This window comes from Lacrimispora amygdalina, from assembly GCF_900205965.1.
In the GTDB taxonomy this organism is placed as follows: domain Bacteria; phylum Bacillota; class Clostridia; order Lachnospirales; family Lachnospiraceae; genus Lacrimispora; species Lacrimispora amygdalina_A.
This window is the reverse complement of sequence record NZ_OAOF01000003.1, coordinates 395356-414596: the sequence shown is the minus strand read 5'-3', so window position 1 is coordinate 414596 and position 19241 is coordinate 395356. Positions and strand designations below refer to the sequence as shown.

The 19241-nt window shown below is 43.6% G+C and carries 17 protein-coding genes; 4 read left to right on the top strand and 13 right to left on the bottom strand.

The annotated features are described in order from the left end of the window. Window positions 1-40 precede the first annotated feature (40 nt). Together CRO04_RS06700 and CRO04_RS06695 are read left to right on the top strand one after the other, a co-directional pair. A complete protein-coding gene (locus tag CRO04_RS06700) occupies window positions 41-976 on the top strand; it encodes a sensor histidine kinase (RefSeq protein WP_166432489.1) in 936 nt (311 codons plus the stop codon). A gap of 57 nt (window positions 977-1033) precedes the next feature. After that, on the top strand, window positions 1034-1387 hold the full coding sequence (locus CRO04_RS06695) for a hypothetical protein (RefSeq protein WP_097003451.1): 354 nt from the start codon (window positions 1034-1036) through the stop codon (window positions 1385-1387). Between the two features lie 79 nt (window positions 1388-1466). Here CRO04_RS06695 and CRO04_RS06690 read toward each other — a convergent pair whose 3' ends face one another. From CRO04_RS06690 to trxB, 3 genes are all read right to left on the bottom strand, one after another. Continuing rightward, complete coding sequence (locus tag CRO04_RS06690; protein WP_097003450.1) at window positions 1467-3290, bottom strand: family 43 glycosylhydrolase; 1824 nt, start codon at window positions 3288-3290, stop codon at window positions 1467-1469. 59 nt (window positions 3291-3349) lie between these two features. Beyond that, window positions 3350-5041, bottom strand: coding sequence for an endo-1,4-beta-xylanase (locus CRO04_RS06685; protein ID WP_097003449.1), 1692 nt, complete (start codon window positions 5039-5041; stop codon window positions 3350-3352). 334 nt (window positions 5042-5375) lie between these two features. Continuing rightward, window positions 5376-6299, bottom strand: a complete 924-nt coding sequence (gene trxB / locus CRO04_RS06680; RefSeq protein ID WP_097003448.1) for a thioredoxin-disulfide reductase — start codon at window positions 6297-6299, stop codon at window positions 5376-5378. Between the two features lie 150 nt (window positions 6300-6449). Here trxB and ymfI point away from each other — a divergent pair, with 150 nt between their 5' ends. Further along, the gene (ymfI, locus tag CRO04_RS06675; RefSeq protein WP_097003447.1) at window positions 6450-7181 is read left to right on the top strand and encodes an elongation factor P 5-aminopentanone reductase; all 732 of its coding nucleotides are present in this window, start codon (window positions 6450-6452) and stop codon (window positions 7179-7181) included. On the opposite strand, the gene CRO04_RS06670 is transcribed toward ymfI, so the two are convergent. The 6 genes from CRO04_RS06670 to scfA all read right to left on the bottom strand — a co-directional run bounded on the left by CRO04_RS06670 (window position 7140) and on the right by scfA (window position 13191). After that, window positions 7140-7646, bottom strand: coding sequence for a MarR family winged helix-turn-helix transcriptional regulator (locus CRO04_RS06670; RefSeq protein WP_242974361.1), 507 nt, complete (start codon window positions 7644-7646; stop codon window positions 7140-7142). The two genes, ymfI and CRO04_RS06670, sit on opposite strands and share 42 nt — an antisense overlap. Before the next feature lie 194 nt (window positions 7647-7840). After that, window positions 7841-8137 (bottom strand): preprotein translocase subunit YajC, encoded by a 297-nt coding sequence (gene yajC, locus CRO04_RS06665; protein ID WP_097003446.1) that lies wholly within the window; start codon window positions 8135-8137, stop codon window positions 7841-7843. 55 nt (window positions 8138-8192) lie between these two features. Further along, the gene (tgt, locus tag CRO04_RS06660) at window positions 8193-9335 is read right to left on the bottom strand and encodes a tRNA guanosine(34) transglycosylase Tgt (RefSeq protein ID WP_097003445.1); all 1143 of its coding nucleotides are present in this window, start codon (window positions 9333-9335) and stop codon (window positions 8193-8195) included. A gap of 10 nt (window positions 9336-9345) precedes the next feature. Further along, window positions 9346-11505 carry a protein translocase subunit SecD gene (gene secD / locus CRO04_RS06655; RefSeq protein ID WP_097003444.1) on the bottom strand — a complete coding sequence of 720 codons (2160 nt, stop codon included), beginning with the start codon at window positions 11503-11505 and terminating at the stop codon, window positions 9346-9348. 17 nt (window positions 11506-11522) lie between these two features. Further along, window positions 11523-12917, bottom strand: coding sequence for a thioether cross-link-forming SCIFF peptide maturase (gene scfB / locus CRO04_RS06650; RefSeq protein ID WP_097003443.1), 1395 nt, complete (start codon window positions 12915-12917; stop codon window positions 11523-11525). Window positions 12918-13044: 127 nt separating this feature from the next. After that, entirely contained in the window at window positions 13045-13191 is a 147-nt protein-coding gene (gene scfA / locus CRO04_RS06645) for a six-cysteine ranthipeptide SCIFF (protein ID WP_097003442.1), read from the bottom strand. 184 nt (window positions 13192-13375) lie between these two features. On the opposite strand from scfA, the gene CRO04_RS06640 reads away from it, so the two are divergent. Beyond that, window positions 13376-13735 (top strand): TIGR04086 family membrane protein, encoded by a 360-nt coding sequence (locus tag CRO04_RS06640; RefSeq protein ID WP_097003441.1) that lies wholly within the window; start codon window positions 13376-13378, stop codon window positions 13733-13735. Window positions 13736-14368: 633 nt separating this feature from the next. Here the strand turns inward: CRO04_RS06640 and CRO04_RS06635 are convergent. From CRO04_RS06635 to CRO04_RS06620, 4 genes are all read right to left on the bottom strand, one after another. Continuing rightward, window positions 14369-15634: an HlyC/CorC family transporter gene (locus CRO04_RS06635; protein ID WP_097003440.1), complete on the bottom strand. Its 1266-nt coding sequence runs from the start codon at window positions 15632-15634 to the stop codon at window positions 14369-14371. A gap of 87 nt (window positions 15635-15721) precedes the next feature. After that, window positions 15722-16189, bottom strand: coding sequence for a signal peptidase II (locus tag CRO04_RS06630; RefSeq protein ID WP_097003439.1), 468 nt, complete (start codon window positions 16187-16189; stop codon window positions 15722-15724). A gap of 18 nt (window positions 16190-16207) precedes the next feature. Beyond that, window positions 16208-17608, bottom strand: a complete 1401-nt coding sequence (clpX, locus tag CRO04_RS06625; RefSeq protein WP_097003494.1) for an ATP-dependent Clp protease ATP-binding subunit ClpX — start codon at window positions 17606-17608, stop codon at window positions 16208-16210. Between the two features lie 206 nt (window positions 17609-17814). Beyond that, on the bottom strand, window positions 17815-19230 hold the full coding sequence (locus CRO04_RS06620) for a S1C family serine protease (RefSeq protein ID WP_097003438.1): 1416 nt from the start codon (window positions 19228-19230) through the stop codon (window positions 17815-17817). Window positions 19231-19241: the final 11 nt, after the last annotated feature.

The following is a 19241-nucleotide window of genomic DNA, read 5'->3' as shown; positions in this document are numbered from 1 at the left end:
TTATACAATGGTTCTTACGGTAATAAGCAGTCTGTTAGTAATGGCAGCGGTATTTTTTTCCTATCAGCTTGCTCTCAAATGGCTGAAAGACAGGAAAGCACCCATGCTTCGTTATATGCTGATTCTTTTACTGCCCATACTCTTCGTGCTTCTGGTCATGCAGCAGGTTTTTACCACATACGGGAGCACCGTTACAGTCAGTTCAGACGGCACCAGAATCTCACCTGATATAAATGACTGGACGATGCTGATTATACAGATTGCTGCTTATTTATGTCTGTTTGCAGTGCTATTTGCTTATAAAGAACTGTTGCAAAGTTTTGCGCTGCAAATGCGAAATACTCTTTTGGAACAGCAGGTAAACGTCCAGGCTAATTCCGTCCAGGAGATGCAGATGCGTTATGAACTGACAAGAACATTCCGGCATGATTTAAATGGCCACTGGACCGTACTGGGCGGTTTTTTAAAGACAGGAGAAAATGAAAAGGCCTTAGAATATCTGGGGAAACTGACCACGATGTCAGATCAGCTCTCTTTTCCATGCCAGACAGGAAACGCAGTGTTAGATATGCTGCTGACAAACAAATTAGGGATCGCTCATCAAAAGGGAATAAATGTCGACTGCACAGTAAAAATACCGCCGAACTGTCTCATCAATGATATGGATTTATGCATCGTATTCTCAAATGCTGTGGATAATGCTGTCAAAGCCTGCAGCAGTAAAAGCAAAACTCACCCATATCTGACACTGAAAACCGTTCAAAAGGGGAACTTCTTTTTGATTGAAATTGAAAACAGCCGTTTGGACGATAATGTGATAATCAAAGGTTCCGGAATCGGGCTTGACAGTATAAAAGCAGTGGCTGAAAAATATAACGGCACAGTCCGAATCGAAAAAGATACGAAAATGTTCCGTCTAAATGTGCTTTTTATCATTCCACTACAATCAAACAGCATCTCATTGCAAAGCTCTTGAAACTTCATATTATACTGCATATATTTATAGTATCTAAAGATAAAAGGAGGCTTTACTATGAATATCAGCAGTATGGGGACTTATTCACCTCAATATTCTCAAGGAGCAGACGCCAGTCAAAAAGCTGAGCCTGACACCAGTGATATTGAGCAGCAAATAAAAACGCTGGAAAAGGAAAAAGGGAAACTGGAAGGTCAGCGGGATAAAGAACGAAATCCTTTCGCACTGCAGCAGAGCAGCAAATACAAAGATTTGGAAAAAAGAATTAAAGAATTGGACAAGCAGATTCAACAGATGAAAGCAGAGGCATCCTCCGCTCAGAAAAAAGCAGATAGCGAAAGCCCGGAGGCAGTCTCCAGCAGAAAACCCTTTGACACCTATATGCCTGAAAAGCAGGAATCTAACAATTAGCAGAGAGGTAAACTACACCCTGATAGTTAAGTACAGCTTTTTTACTGCATCTGACTATCAGGGTATATTTTAATTAAAATTATTTTACAACCACCCTGGTCTTCACCTTACTAAGCTTTGGGTCCAAATCCCGTTCCGGCGAAAGGGAAAATACAGGATTGCCATTGATGTCGAAATGAACCCTGTGAATTCCACTACACCGAATGTGATCCATTATGGATTCCACCCCATGGTATGCAATCATTAAATTCCCTTCCGGGTCCTCAAAAAAGGAATTGTGGCCAGGACCATATCTGTGTTCCAGAGAATAATAGGAAAGTACCGGTGTAACACTTTTGTTCCAGCTTTCCGGCTTTAACAGATCGTCCCCTGTCTTTGCCTTCAAAAGACCTAAGGCATATGTGTAGCCATTGGCCGCACCTCCGGAATATGTAACATATACTGCATCATCTGTTACAAATGCATAAGGTCCTTCATTATTGATGGTTCCCTCCACATTTTCCCAACCATAAAGGGGACGTGACAGCAGAACCGGATCACTGGTTAATTTCCATGGAAGCGTTTCATCTGTTGTTGCAATATAAAGCATTGATCCAGTATCCAAATCCGTACCGATGTGTTCCCGGTAAGACCATATCATATAGGAGACTCCCTTTACATTTAAATAAGTCATATCTAAAGTTATCCCCTTATCTGTCAGCCACGATCCATCTCTTTTCTGTATTCGTATGGGCTTTTCCCAGCTGTTTTTATCCAGTATATTTCCGCCTTTTTTCAGCTTCATTAAGTGGCACTGGGGAGACCATTTTTTGCCCCCGACTGCAAACAGAATATAAAGCTCACCACCTATGATATGAAATTCAGGAGCCCAAAAAGTCTGTATGAAATCATACTCTTCATTGTACTCAAGAATCAGATGATGTTTGGTACTCTCGTAAAAAAGCGCTTCCGGCGTATCTGCCTGCCGGACATAGAGACCCACGTCATTTACATTATCATTGGTTGAAATGAAATAATAGGATCCGTTCCACTGGAAAACGACCGGATCTGCAAATCCTCTTGCAAGGGGAAACGGATACTTCCGGTCTGCAACTGTTCCGTTCACCGTATATTCCCCCGGCAGTTTATAATTCACGCAGTTCTGATCCCAGCGGATTGCCTTTAACGCACTGGATCCATCTGAATAAAAGGCCGTTGCGCAAATCTGGTTTAGATCCTCCTCAGATGAAACCTCCACTTTTTCCGGAACAATAATCTCTGTATTCCTGACAGGTCTCCATTTTCCCACTATACGGTCACAGAAATCGCTTTTTACCTTTATACAATTACCAGGTACTGCTCCTTCCGGCCCTTGAATCTCCATAACTTTCCCTCTTTTTATAGCAGGCTGGGGAGCAGAAAGATCCGATGGATTGGTTATATCTGAGGTTGTATTATAAAAGAGACCGCCTTCTTTATCCTCCCATAATATTTTATAAAGACCAGTTGTCCTGAGGTACTGACACGATACCCATTGAACAGGAATATCCTTACCCAGCTTCAACATTCCTCGTTGGTTAAATTCTATAAAATTATCTGTTGTCCATAAGAAAACGCATCCCAGACTCTCCTGATCTTCACTCCCGTCTTCATTCACCCGGATTGCAAATATTCCATAGGAGCCGCCGGCCATCTCAAATACCCATGGATTTTTGAGCCCTTTGGCGCAGATGGTATTATTTCTGTTAATAACAGCTTCTGCAAACAGTATTCCATAATTCCGGTTTAACGGCTGATAGATGCGTCCATCTTTACTCCACCCAAAGTGAATGCTCCGCGCCAGTCCGTCCGGATATTGTTCCCTGTCGGGATGACGGGTATAAATCAGCAGTTCTGATTCTTTTTGTCTGTAAATCTGTTTCATTTATATCTTCCTCCTTCTGTCAGCCCTTCAAGGCGCCGAAGCTGGTAATAATCTATTTACTACTTTAAAAGAAGATTTCCCCACCTGGCTGTTGACTGCCAGGAGTTATCAGATTCATCATTAAACTTAGCTACACTAATTCGTTCTCCCCGTTCATTGCTGTCATTAATCTGAACATCAAATCCCATGCTTTTACCTATTTGTGCTTTACCTTTTAAAGGAATCTTTGCTTCTACCAGATACCCGTCTTCTGTCACTTTTACCGCTGACTCAAACCCTTCTCTCGTTCCATTACTTCCAAACGTTACAACGTTTTTGCATGACACGCGAAACTGTCCGTCGTCGTCCTGGTAAGAGTAGGATTTGTTGTTGTTTTCATCTAAGAACAATTCCACCGAATCCTGTTCATAGGCATTCTGACTATCCGTATTTAATACCTTATCTTTCACATTCACAAGAACATAAATATTCTTTTCGTCATAAAGTGTTTTTACAGTGCCGCACGCACCCTGCCAGGCCATAGTCATAATGTTAACCGGCTCTTCCTTTGCACTATTCCAGATTTCATCTACAGTTCCATCAATTATGGGTGTACCTTTTACCGCGGTTATGGTGTTCGGAACCGGAATTTCCTTAACAGGGTGTTTTCTTAAATACCCCTCCGGATCTGCGACTGCATAATAAGCTTCTTTGGCTTTGTAATTTCCGTCAAATAAACAGGGAAAATTAGAACTTCTCCAACTCTTTGTATCTGTATATCCCCAAAACGTCACTCTTTTTATAACATCTGAATATTGGTTATAAAGTTTGAAAAGCTGGGCATATATCTGTCCCTGAGCAATCTCCTGTTCTTTTGTAAGCCCTGATGCCTCAGCCTTGCTGACTACGACATCAAGCTCCGTTATTGATAGTTCAGCCCCGGTCTTTTTAAACAATTCCAGGGACTGTTCTACTGTAGCCACCGGCAGGGTGGTGCTGTAGTGTGCCTGCATACCGATTCCGTCAATGGGAATTCCCCTTTTCTTTAAATCAGAAAACATTGCGGCTGCTATCCGGGCTTTGTTTACATCGTTTAAATTGTAATCATTATAATACAGTTTTGCATTGGGATCTGCCTCATGCGCAAACTGAAAAGCCAGTTCAATATAATCGTTTCCAATGTTTCTCAGCCACGGAGTATCCCGTAAGCAGGATTTCCAGTTTCCGTCTGCCGGAAGTCTGGCACCATCCTGAATCGCTTCGTTTACCACATCCCAGGATAATAGTTTTCCACTATAATGCCCTGCAACATTGGAAATGTGATTTTTCAGTCTGCCAATTGCTTCTTCCCGGCTGCAAGTGGCATTCATCCAGTCAGGAGTCTGACTATGCCATGCCAGCGTATGCCCTACAGTCTGCAAACCGTTCTCCTGGCAGAATCCGGTCATTGCATCTGCGGATTCAAAAGTAAAAACCCCTTTTTCCCTCTGCATTGCCTCTGGTTTCATCATATTTTCGGGTGTAACCACATTGTAATGGCGGAGTATGATCTCTCTGTCCACTCCTGTTAAGTTAAAGCTGTTATAAATATTGCCAATCAGAAATTTCCCCTTATAGATATCCTTTAGAGGGGTAAGGTTTTCAAGCTTAACATCTTTCTTCTCCTGGTTTCCTGCGCCCTGACCGTCAGCCCAGCCCGTGCCTGTAGTCAGATTAACACAAACCACTACCCCAAAACAAACTGCCGCTGCTTTCCCCAATAACCTTTTCATCTCTTTACCTCCTTATATTTTTGCTGCAGACCGTTTCCCGTTACTTATCAGCCATGCTTAACCTGCTCAAATAAATAACTACGGTTACAGCCTTTGATATAATACCATTTTATTATTTTCACTTCTTTTCACAACCGGAGAAACCATATGAAAAATCATGGTAGATTATATGTTTTAACGAAGGCTGAAACCTGTCTTTCAATATCAAAAAAACTACTGACCTCAGACTCTAATAGTAATATGCTCCCTTCTCAATACAGTTAAAATATTTAACTGTTTTCTGTGAAGAGAGCATATCATGGCTGTTGTTAGTAGTTTTATTTAATATTTAATATTATTTTCCGTTTCGTGTCAGATAACGCTCCACGCTTGTAATTGCATTGGCACCGTCTGAAACTGCCGTCGAAACCTGTCTCAGCTGTTTGGTTCTTACGTCGCCTGCTGCAAAAATACCAGGTATATTGGTCTCGCAGTCTTCCCCTGCTTTGATGTATCCATGATCCATTTCCACTAGATTGTCAAAAGCTTCGCTCTGTGGATTGATTCCCACTGCTATGAACACACCATCAACGGAAAGTTTGCTTGATTCTTCTGTTTTGGAATTTTTAATGGTGAGCGATTCCACCTGATCTCCGCCTTCAATCTCTTCTACTACCGTATCCCAGATGATTTCAACATTCTTCTGGTTAAAGAGCTGTGTCTGCAGTGTCTTCGCTCCCCGCAGTTCATCTCTTCTGTGAATTAAGTACACCTTTTTGCACATTCTGGAAAGGAATATGGCATCTTCAATTGCCACATCACCTCCGCCTACAACGGCGGCTACCTTGTTGCGGAAAAATGCTCCGTCACAGGTTGCACAATAGGAAACACCCATTCCGGTCAATTCCTTCTCTCCAACGACGCTGAGCTTCCGGTACTGTGCGCCAGTTGCGATAATGACCGTTTTAGTCACATAGGACCGTTCCTGGCCGACAACTGTGAATTCTCCATCTGCCGCTTCTATACGAAGCACCTCATCTGTGGAGAACTCGGCTCCCAGCTTTTCAGCATGCTCTCTGAATTTTATACCTAAATCAAATCCATTAATACCTGGAAGGCCCGGATAATTATCCACCTCGTAGGTATTGAGAATCTGGCCTCCGCTGGCTACCTCTTTCTCGATCACTACCATTCTCAGTTCTGCTCTTTTACCATATACTGCAGCGGACAGTCCTGCAGGACCTGACCCTATAATCACAACGTCATAAATCTCATTCATTTTATCTACCTGCTTTCTTTATTTTGTAAATACAGATTCTTTTGTATTCATTATATCTCACCCATCTTTTTGTATGCAATGCCCTCGTTGCATTTTGAAGCAGAATTTGTTAAAATATAGGCATCATACAACGACAGAGAGGGTGGTTTTATGTCTCGAAAAACAGTACTTGTAACCGGCGCTTCCCGAGGAATCGGTAAGGCCATTGCTGTCAAATTTGCAAAAAAAGGATACAATGTGGTCATTAACTGTCTTCATAATGAAGACCGCCTTTTACAGACCAGGAAGGAACTGGAGTCCTATCAGATCTCCTGCCTCTCCTACATGGGTGACATGGGTGACATCAATCAATGCCAGGAACTTTTTTTGCGGATCAAAAAACAGTTTGGTTCTCTGGATGTTCTTGTCAACAATGCAGGGATCTCCTACATCGGTCTTTTACAGGATATGACAACTGAGGCCTGGGACCGTATTATACGGACCAATCTAACCTCCGCCTTCCACTGTTCCAAGCTGGCTATCCCAGGAATGCTGGAACGCAAGCAGGGTAAAATTATAAACATCTCTTCCATCTGGGGTATCTCGGGTGCTTCCTGTGAAGTAGCCTATTCCGCTACCAAGGGAGGAATCAATGCATTTACCAAGGCCCTTGCCAAAGAACTGGCTCCAAGCAATATCCAGGTTAACGCGGTTGCGTGCGGAGCTATCGATACGGAGATGAATCAGTTTTTAAGTGAAGATGAGCTGATCGCCTTAATCGATGAGATCCCTGCCGGAAGACTGGGAAAAGCCGAAGAAGTCGCAGATCTTGTCTATCATCTGGGCTATAAAAACTCCTATTTAACCGGTCAGATTATCGGTCTGGACGGGGGTTTTATTTAACAGGCTTTCCACATTCTGATTCATAATTGACGCGGTGCGGTGAAGTATCCCGATATCTTCTTTGGGAATATCTTTGTGAAGCTCTTCCACGAAGTACTTCCTGCACCGCCTGATCCGGTCCACAACCTCATCGCTTTTCTCTGTAAGCTTTAAGAGAACCAGCCTTCGGTCATTTTTATCTCTGTCTGCCGTGATGTATCCTTTCTCACAAAGAGAATCCACAGATTTTGCGATCAGACCTTTGGAGATGTTTCTGTATTGGGCAATCTCCGAAGCACTCTTTAATCCCCCATTATTTGCAAGAAACATCATGACTACTATTTCATTGGGGGTAAATCCATACTCTGACACCGACTGACTGCATAGTTTCTGATAGATCTTATCGATCTTTACAAAACATGCCAGACAGCATTCCTCTTCCAGACTCATTCTTTCCCCCGGCATATTCATTACAGTCTCATTCATTCCAACACCCTTACTAAATCATATGAGAAAACATCCACTCTGTATACTGTTTGAATCATTCTCACGTTATTATTAGTTCATTATTGAACTATTTACTTTTGAAGTATATCTCAGAAGCGATAACCTGTCAACCCAAAACAACAAAAAACCCGGAAAAAGTAATCTTTCTCCGGGTAATGCTTCTATCGATGCATTTATGCTTCTGGCTTTTCAACCTGTACAATGGCTGTCTTCTGCATAGGAATTCTGCAGTTTTTGTTGTTGCCGAATTCTACAATTACGGTATCATCCGTCATATCGATAATGACTCCGTAAAAACCACTGCTGGTTAATACGCTGTCACCGATCGCTATGCTGGCGAACATCTCCTGCTGTCTTTTCTTCTCTTTCTTCTGTGGTCTGATTGCAATAAAATACATAAAGCCTAAGATTACTGCAATATAAATTACCCAGAAACCCATGCCCATCGTACCGCCTGTTGCTAATAACATAACCGTTTCCTCCTTATAGATCGATTCTGCCGTATGCCTGTCTAAAGGGAGCGCTTTATTCCCCGGATGTGCCTGCTGCCATACCGGATAGCTTCCTCTCCTTATATTCTCCATAACGGTGATTCTCAATCGCTTCTCGAATCTCTTCCATCATTGTATTATAAAAATACAGATTATGCAAGACACATAATCGCATGCCCAGCATTTCTTTTGCTTTCAATAAATGCCTGATGTAAGCTCTGCTGTAGGAACGGCAGGCAGGGCACTGGCACCCTTCTTCTATCGGCCTATGATCCAGTTCAAATTTGGAATTAAATAAGTTTAATTTTCCTAGGTTTGTATAAACGTGGCCGTGACGGCCGTTTCTTGACGGGTATACACAGTCGAAGAAATCAACTCCCCGGTCTACAGACTCTAAAATATTAGCAGGAGTCCCCACGCCCATCAGATATGTGGGCTTATTCTCCGGCAGGTAAGGCACTGTCTCATCAAGAATGCGGTACATCTCCGAATGGCTCTCGCCAACCGCAAGACCTCCCAGTGCATATCCGTCAAGATCCATGGCAGATATAGTCTTAGCATGGGCAATCCGGATATCCTCAAAGGTGCCGCCCTGATTGATTCCAAAGAGCAGCTGATCTTTATTAATGGTGTCCGGAAGCTCATTCAGCCTTCCCATCTCAGTTCTGCAGCGCTCCAGCCATCTGGTGGTGCGGTCCACACTGTTTTGCATATACTCCCTGGTTGCAGGGTGGGGTGGGCACTCATCAAATGCCATGGCAATGGTAGACGCCAGATTGGACTGTATCTGCATGCTCTCCTCCGGTCCCATAAAGATCCTGTGGCCGTCAATGTGAGACTGGAAATACACGCCTTCTTCTTTGATCTTTCTTAAACCGGTCAGGGAAAACACCTGAAACCCGCCGGAGTCTGTCAGAATGGGGCGGTCCCAGTTCATAAACTGATGGAGCCCGCCAAACTCTTTAATTAACCGGTCGCCTGTGCGCACATGAAGATGGTAGGTATTAGAAAGCTCCACCTGGGTTTTAATCTCCCGGAGATCATCGGTGGAAACAGCTCCTTTGATAGCCCCCACCGTCCCCACATTCATGAATACCGGCGTCTGGATCGTCCCGTGAACGGTGGTTACTTCTGCCCGTTTGGCACGTCCGTCTTTTGCAATGATTTTATAGTTCATTTACAATTCCTTACTTTAATTTTTTGCTGTTTTTCGCAGTTGCTTTTGCATTCACACTTTTCTTATTCTTACTGGCAGTCATGACATACCACAGAGAGCCTGTGATGCAGACAGAAGAATAAGTACCGCAGATAATACCTACCATGAGCGGAAGGGCAAACTCCCGAATGGATGAAACTCCCATCAGAAACAGAACAAATACCATGACAAATGTGGTCAGTGAGGTATTAATACTTCTGGTAAATGTCTGGGTAATACTTAAGTTAACGATCTCAGAAAGCTCCAGCTTACTCTGAGTCTTTAAGTTTTCACGGATACGGTCAAAAATAACGATTGTCGCATTAATGGAATATCCTACAATGGTAAGCATACACGCAATGAACGTAGATCCTACGGACCATTTCAGGATTGCGTAGAAGGTAAGCACGATCAGTACATCATGAACCAGTGCCAGTACTGCACTTCCTGCAAAACGGATATCCTTAAACCGGAACCAGATATAAAGCAGCATGCAGATGGTAGCAATAATAACTGCAACAATAGCATCTCTCTTCATTTCCTGGCTGATCGCACCGGATATACTTTCCGCTGTAATCTTCTCCGCTTCCACACCGAAATGATCTACCATTGCTTTATTTAATGTTTCTCTTTCCTGTACAGTCAGCGTTTTTGTCTTAATAATTACTTCATTGGTTCCTGCTACCTTCTGAGTCTGAACATCAGTATCATTGGTAACTTCCCGCACAACAGGCACTACCTCAGAAGAGATCTTGTCCAGGGACAGATCCTCATTAAAGGTTACATTGGTGGAGGTACCGCCCTTAAATTCCATGCTGTAATTTAAGATATTCCCTGTCTGGGATTTGTTCACACCAAGCCATGCAAGTCCCACGATGATTACAAGAAGTGACGCACAAAACCAGATATTACGTTTGGATACAAAGTCAATGGACTTCTTGTCCTTTTTCATTCCATACATCTTTTCATTCTCAAAACCAAGCAGGAAAAGGCTGTTTAAAATGAACTTTGTTACAAACAGTGCAGTAATCATGGACAGTACAATACCGATTGCCAGTGTGGAGGCAAAACCCTTTACTGTACCGGAACCTCTCCAGAACAGCACCGCTGCGGCAATCAGAGTGGTCACGTTACCATCCACAATAGCAGACAGTGCCTTGTTAAATCCAACCTGTATTGCATTTTTTACTGCTTTTCCAGACCCGATCTCTTCTTTGATACGGGTAAAGATAATTACATTGGCATCCACCGCCATACCGATGGAGAGAATAATACCTGCAACTCCGGGTAGCGTAAGTGTTACCTCAAACGCATCCAGCAGAATTAATATAACGCCTACATAAATAGACAATGCAACAACTGCAGCAAATCCCGGAAGTAAATAAGCCAGAATCATAAATACTGCCACAATAGCAAATCCGATGGCACCTGCCTTTAAGCTGGTGGTAATGGCTTCCTGTCCAAGTTTTGCACCAACTACATTGGAGCGGAGTTCTTCCAGTTCCAGAGAAAGGGAACCGATACGGATGGTGGAAGCAAGTGTTTCTGCTTCTTCATAGGAGTCCATACCGCTGATCTGGCACTGTCCCTGAGTAATTGGTTCCTGCACAACCGGGTTGGAATAGATCTTTCCGTCATAGATGATGGCAATCCGTTTTCCAACATTGGCAGTGGTCGCGTCTGCAAATGCCTTTTTCCCTTCATCGGTGAAGGTCAGATCAACCATATATTCCTTGATACCGTTATTCTCAGTAATAACCGGCTTTGCTGTTGATACCTGATTACCATTTAAGATAACTTTTCCGGCTTCATCAGTAAATGTTAAGGAGCCGGGTTTTCCAAGCTCTTCCAGAATTGCATTGGCATCGGATACGCCGGGGATATCCACATTAATACGGTTGTCCCCTTCCTGGTATACTTCAGCTTCCGTGCTGTAATTCTGTACTCTCTGCTGCAGCTTGTAAATTGTGTCCTTCATATCCTCGGCACTTGGTTTTTCTTCCTTTGCCTGATAAGTAATGCTGACGCCCCCCGCCAGATCCAATCCAAGCTTAATGTCACTCATGGTGGTATATCCGAAATAGCCGAACAAACCAACCAGTGCCAGTGCAATAATCAGCCCTAAGAGGCCCTTGCCTTTGTTACTTTTCATGACTTTTCTCCTTCACATTATTCTTCAGCCAAAGCTGCCTTGATCATGATCGCACACTCAATCCGCTTCTTCTGCATCTCACAGCCGATTTCATAAGCATCGGTAATGCTTCCATGGAAATTATAGGAGTTGGCTGCACAGCCTCCGCTGCAATAAAACCTTGCAAAACAATCCCGGCATTTATCCTTAGCATAAACATTACAAAGTTTAAATTCGTCGCGGATCTGTGTATTTGTCACACCTGTATCTACATTGCCGAGAAGAAACTTCTCTTCTCCGACAAACTGGTGGCATGGATAAAAATCCCCCCACGGGGTAACTGCCAGATACTCGGTCCCTGAACCGCAGCCAGACAATCGTTTCGCTACACAGGGTCCCTGAGTCAGATCTATATTAAAATGGAAGAAATTAAATCCTCTTCCTTCTTTCTTCCTTTTAATATACTCAACAGCCAGCTTATCATACTCCTCTAAAATTGCAGGAATATCTTCCTGTCTGATGGAATACTCCTCTTCCTCCTGAGCAACAACGGGTTCAATGGACATGCTCTCAAAACCAAGATCAGCAAACTCCAGCACATCCTTTGAAAAATCCATATTATTCCGAGTAAATGTACCACGGATATAATAATCCTTTTCCCCTCTCAGTTTTGCAAACTTCTGAAATTTGGGAACAATAAGCTCGTAGCTGCCTTTCCCATTACGGAACGGCCGCATCCGGTCATTGACTTCCCTGCGTCCGTCAAGGCTTAACACTACATTGCTCATTTCCCTGTTGCAGTATTCCATGATCTCGTCGTTTAAAAGAACGCCGTTGGTGGTCATGGTAAAACGGAAGTTTTTATTATATTCTTTCTCTTTTGAGCGTCCGTATTCAACAAGCTGCTTAACAACTTCCCAATTCATCAAAGGTTCGCCGCCAAAAAAGTCCACTTCCAGATTCTTGCGGTTCCCGGAATTTGCAATCAGAAAGTCCAGTGCCTTCTTTCCAACTTCAAATGACATCAGGGCACGGCGTCCATGATACTCGCCTTCTTCCGCAAAACAGTATTTACATGCAAGGTTGCAGTCATGGGCAATATGTAAGCAAAGTGCCTTTACAACCGTCTTTCTCTTTTTAAAATCAACCACATAGTCATGGTAAATATCCCTGGTAAACAGTTCTCCTTCATTAATAAGAGACTGAATCTCTTCCAGTGCCTCTCTCACCTCAGGCTCTCCATAAGTCCCTGTAAGAGCATGAAGCACTTTATCCTCCACTTCTTTTGGAAGTGCTGCCGGTTCTTCCATATCCGGCACCAGTTCTGCTGCTATTTTTACAGCATCATACAGAACCGGATCAACCGAATGAACAGAACCGCTGTTGACATCCATAATAATATGGAAGCCATTATTGATATATTGATGGATCACTTGTATTCTCCTTCATTTAAATTTAACCTTTAATCATTTTTAGCAGACAAGCGAAGGAACCCCTACCGTCTAACGACCGTAGGGGCATCTGCTTATCTGCCTTATGGCTGGTCTATACAGTTATATACTAGCGGTTGCTGTTCTCGCAGCTCTGGTTTCCTACTGTACAGGATGTTTTGCAAGCTGACTGACAGGAAGTCTGGCACTCACCGCAGCCACCTTTTTTCATAGATTCTTTTAATGTACTGGAACTTAATGTTTTCACGTGTTTCATATAAACTTACACCTCCTGTGTTTACCTAATTCCCTGAGATTATACCACATGTTTCTAACCAGTGCAAGATTTATTCCCCCCTGACCAGGAGCTGAAACAATTTTTGGAACCGTGAATATATTTGAATATCCTCCCCAATGGACGAATATACTGAACCATAAGACAAGACGTAAGGAGTAATTACATGGAAAAATCAAAGCTTCAGGTCACACTTAGAAATCTGCTTGTCACCTACATACTGACCGGAGTCCTGCTGGTGGTCCTGGCCTTAGCGCTTTATAGATTCCGGCTGAAGGAAGGTCAGATCCGGCTGGGTGTCAATGCAATTTACATCATCACCTGTCTCTTTGGCGGTATTCTTATGGGAAAAAGCATAAAGCAGCGGAGATTCTTCTGGGGTCTGTTACTGGGTCTTTTGTATTTCCTTGTGCTTATGGCAGTTTCCTTTATACTGAACAAAGGGATCAATGGGTCGATGAATCAGATTCTGACGACTATGGCGATCTGCGCGGCAAGCGGAACCGCGGGGGGGATGCTAAGTTGATTACGGGTTGAAGGAAAATGAGGAGTGGTGTCCCCGCCTGCGCTCATGGCTCCGGGCGGGATAGGTGTAAGGGATAGAAAGCACGGAAATAAGGACACCGGCGCCATTCATCGGGTTTTCTTGATGAAAACCCGATGAATGGCGCCTAAAAAACGGACTTTGTATGTCCGTTTTTTGTCCTCATTTCCCCGCTTCCTCTCCCTAACACCTATCGACGCCCTTCGCAAATCGCCGCAGTCGGGGACACCACTCCTCATTTTCTCCCAAACAGTATCGGCCCGTCTGGTAAAAAAACATTAGCAGTCGGAGGGTATGTTTCTTACTCACGGACTTTATTGCTACTTAACAGGTGGTTTTGAAGACGTTGCGGGGAAAAAGGACAGAGCAAGAGGGGCAGAGACGGTTTGGAGGCGGGTTAGAACTTCTTAGGCCGGACAGGTGCAAAAAGCGTGGGCGGAAATTGGCATCAAAGCCAATTTCCGAGGAAACCCTGAGCGCGAATTTCTTTCAGAAATTCGGGTGAAGTGTTTCCGATCCCATGTTTTTTGTGCCTGTCCGGCCTTAGAAGTTCTCCCGCCGAAACTCCGTCTCTGCCCCTCTTGCTCTGTCCTTTTTCATCAACCCATCAACCCATCACCCCATCAAATCCTGATTCGGCAGATACATCCTAACTTTATCAATTCTGTTCTTATCCAGCGCCTCAACCACCAGCCTGATATCTCCAAAGCTTACTTCTTCGCCCTGCTCCGGAAGCCGGTCCAAAAGTCCGATAATCAGTCCGCCGATAGAATCGTAATCCTCTGATTCCAGCTCCAGACCCAGCCTGTCGTTTAAATCGTCAAGCTTCATGGATCCTTCCATCAGATATTCATAAGGTGCTACTTCCACCAGTTCGTTCTCTTCGTCTTCATCATACTCGTCCCTGATCTCACCTACAATCTCTTCCAGCAGATCTTCTAAGGTGATCATGCCGGCGGTTGCTCCGTATTCGTCTAGTACGATAACTACATTGTTGCAGGTCTGGCGCATCTCTATCATGAGTTCAGCCGTTTTTTTGTACTCATATGTATAGAGCGGTTCTCTTAAGAAATTACGGATATTAAAATTAGTGCTGTTGTCGTTTAGAAGAAGGTCTTTCATATTGATGATTCCGATCACGTTGTCACTGGTTTCCTCGTAAACTGGTATTCTGGTGTACATCTCTTCACGGAATATATCGATGAGCTCTTCGTATGTGGCGTTAACCTCTACCAGAGTCATATCAATACGGGGTATCATAATGTCCCTGGCTACAGAATCACCAAAATCGAATACATTGTTAATCATCTTTCTTTCTTCTGATTCTATGACTCCCTCTTCATGGCTTACATCTACGATGGTTCTCAGCTCATCCTCGGTAATGGCGTCCTGCTTTCTGTTTGGGTTGACATGCACCAAGCGCAGAAAATTGGAGGAAAGAATATGCACCACATAGATGACTGGTGTCATGATTGTCATAAACGGGTATATGATTTTCGCATACTTTAGAGAAATTGTTTCGGAATATAAGGTAGATATGGTCTTTGGTGAAATCTCGCCGAAAACCAAAATTACAAGCGTCAGAATACCGGTCGCAATGCTGATTGCCTTATTCCCCCAGATACTCATGACCAGTGTGGTGGACATGGAAGAGGCGGTTAAGTTAACCACATTGTTACCAACGAGAATCGCGCTGAGCATCTTACCCTGGTCTTCCAGAATCTTTGCAAGCGTAATGGCATTCTTGTTGCCTGCTTCCGCCAGAGTCCTGACCCTGATCCGGTTCACCGTTGTAAGTGCTGTCTCAGCTGATGAGAAAAATGCTGATAGTCCAATTAAAAAAATCAAAATAAGCAACTGTATATAGTCACTCGAATCCAAAAAAATCAACTCCTGTTTTATAATATTTTATGAATGATTGTACAATAGAAAAACGGCTGTGTCAAGAAGACAGCCGCTTTTTTAAGTTCAGCGTTCTTTGAATGCACGTACCATTTCAATGATAATGACGAGACCCGCCCCCAGAAAGATGAAGAAATCTCCCAGGTTAAAGACTACTTTTTTCAGCTTTCCGTACTGGATGCTGAAATAATCCACTACGTAATGACGGACTAAACGGTCATAGAGATTGCTGACTGCACCGCCCAGTGCTATGGATAAGGCAAGCTTCTCTGCATTCTTACCCCTGCTTCTTAAAAGACATGCAAGCATGCCTCCGATGAAGGAGGCAACTGCCAGGGGAATCATGGAAACCAGCTCCGGATGGTCTTTTAAATAGCCAAAGGAAAAGCCGGGATTGTGATTCTTGTATAGAAGGATCTTTCCGCCGGTTTCGTTTAACTCTTTGGGGAAATCAGAGTCACTCTGCTCTTCTATGGCCTTCTTGATCCATAAATCCAGAGCCGCCAGAACTCCTATGATACCGATATAGATCATAATTTATTCTCCTTTTTCTTATCCTCTCATCTGAATGAGAGGTCCGCCGTTTTTATCTAAATAAGCTCTGGTTATAATGACTGATCCGATGTTAGGATCCTTGGGGATCTCATACATTATGTCAAGCATAAAGCTTTCAAGAATGGCACGAAGTGCTCGGGCACCGGTTTTTTTCTTGATTGCTTCGTCTGCGATCCATTCCAGGGCATCGTCTTCAAATACCAGTTTTACTTCATCAAGTTCCAGAAGCTTCTGATACTGTTTTAATATGGCATTCCTCGGTTCTTTTAATACCCGGACAAGCAATTCCTTTGTCAATGTTTCTAAGGTGACTGTAATAGGGAGCCGTCCGAGAAATTCGGGAATCATTCCGAACTTTCTTAAGTCTTCATTGGTTACGCGGGAAAGTATGTTGGCATCCTTTTCATACTTGTCCTTTAATTCTGCGGAAAATCCTATGGAGGACTTTTCTTTCAGACGTTCCCTGATGATGTCCTCCAGATCGGGGAATGCACCTCCGCAGATAAATAAGATGTTATCCGTACGCACAGTCGTCATTGGAGTCATGGCATTCTTCTGGTTTGCTCCTACCGGAACCTCAACCGAACTTCCTTCCAGCAGCTTTAAAAGCTCCTGCTGCACAGACTCACCGCTTACATCTCTGCTGCTTGTATTCTTCTTCTTGGCAATCTTGTCTATCTCATCAATGAAAATAATTCCCCGTTCAGCCCGCTCTACATCGTTGTCTGCAGCAGAAAGAAGCTTTGATATTACGCTTTCAATGTCATCACCGATGTAACCTGCCTCTGTTAAAGAGGTTGCGTCTGCAATAGCAAGAGGGACATCGAGAAGTCTGGCCAGTGTTTTTACCAGATAGGTCTTTCCGCTTCCGGTTGGTCCGATCATGAGAATATTGGATTTCTCAATCTGAACGGCATCTTCCTCTTTTCCTGCAGTATCAGCCAGGTAAACACGTTTATAATGATTATAAACTGCTACGGATATGGCTTTTTTCGCCTGATCCTGCCCGATGATATATTCATCAAGCTTCTGGCGGACAGTATGGGGCGCAGGAATGTCTTTTCGCTCCATCTGCTTTTTCGGTTCCTTGTCTGATCTCTTCTTAATCTTCTGTTTCTTCGGGATCTCAAGGTCTTTGTTTAAGCTTCCGAGATCGTTGAGATTCAGGTTCATATAGGGCATTCCCGGAATCTTACTTAAATCCAGACCTCCCTGGGTCACCGAATCAAATGCTTTCTGCATACAGTCGTGGCATAAATTCATTCCGCCTGGCATGGAGACCATAGCACCGGCCTTGCTTTCCGGTCTGCGGCACACATAGCAGATTTTTTCGTATTCCTGCTCATCATCTTTTTTTTCTTTATCTACATCAGAGTTTTGGATCTCGTTCTCATCCATCTTCTCCTCCAGAATATCATTATCACTCAAAGTATAATCTCCTTTTATCTTTCATTCTATCCAGTATACCCAATTATTATAATGCATTTAAAAGACTCCTACAAGAGGAGACAGACAGTTTAGATTTTTTTAATGAAATGAAAAACTCCCGGAATTTAGATCTGAATTCCGGGAGACAATATATTTTGTATGGTTTTTATGTGTTATTACTGCTGTTTTACTTCAGCTGGCTTTTTGCCAAGTGTGATATCCACGTTGCGCTCCACATACTGTCCGTTTTCAAGTGACTGTACGGTTAGAGTGACTTTTGTACCGCCGGCATAGTATTTTAACATACCGGTTAAGTCATCATAAGTCTTGATTCCCTGTCCGTCGAATTTGGTGATAATATCCTTTTCACGCAGATCGGACTGGGATGCTGCTCCGCCTTCCACAATCTTATAGATAAAGACACCCTGAGGCATACCAAGCTGCTGGCTGGTGGTGGAGTCGATGTTCTTGCACTGTATTCCCAGATAGCCCTGATCATTGTCCGCAACCTGTGTTCTGGTTTTCTTTGTCATCAGACTGTCTATAATGGTCTGGGCCTTGGAAATAGGAATGGCATATCCCATACCTTCTACCTCAGTTGAAGAATACTTGGCTGAGTTAATACCGATTAACTCACCCTGCATATTTAAAAGAGCGCCGCCGCTGTTACCAGGATTGATGGCTGCATCGGTCTGGAGCAGATCGCGGTTTGTTCCGTCTTCAGTCTGTACGGAACGGTCAAGTGCACTGATATAGCCTACTGTTACGGACTGTCCATATCCCAGTGCATTACCGATGGCAACAACTCCCTGCCCTACTTTTAAGGTATCTGATTTGCCCAGTGAGGCAATGGCTATTTTGGACAATGTGTCGGAAGAAATATTTTTTAACGGAACTGCTATTACTGCCAGGTCACTCTCTGCATCAGTCCCTTTAATTGCCGCATCAACAGCTGTCTGATCGATAAAGGTTACTTTCAGCTCGCTGGCTCCCTGAACTACGTGATTATTGGTCACAATCAGAAGCTCGTCGTCATTTTTACCGACCACAATACCCGAACCGCTTCCTTCCCCTTCCTGCTGCATGGGTCCAAACCATGTCTGGCTTTCATACACAACCTTGCTTGTTATCGCTACAACAGAGGGCATCGCTTTATCAACAATGTCAGATACATCGTTTAATGTAGAAATCTTGGAGGTATTAGTTGCAGGTAGTGCATTATTGTCCGCTGTAGAGGGAATGGTTTCCGAACGGCTGATCTCTACCTGGTTCTTCTGGGTATAGGAACCTGCTGCCCAGTTGATTCCTACCATTGTACTGCCGGCAACAATTCCGAATACAAGAGCACCGCCTACGATTCCTGCTGCCTTTTTTGCAAAACCGCCTTTTTTTCTTTTCTTTTCTTCCTCGTGAAATGGAAGCTGATCCGGTGTTCTCTGATAGCGGTATTCCTGATAATGAGGAATGCTGTTATGAGACGGATCCTTTACCGGCTCCGGATCTCTCATGGTAAAATTAGTTGTTACTGCTTCTTCTTTATTGTCTTCCGGATTTACACGGCCTGTTTCTAAATTGTTATTTTCGTCATACATAGTACCAATCT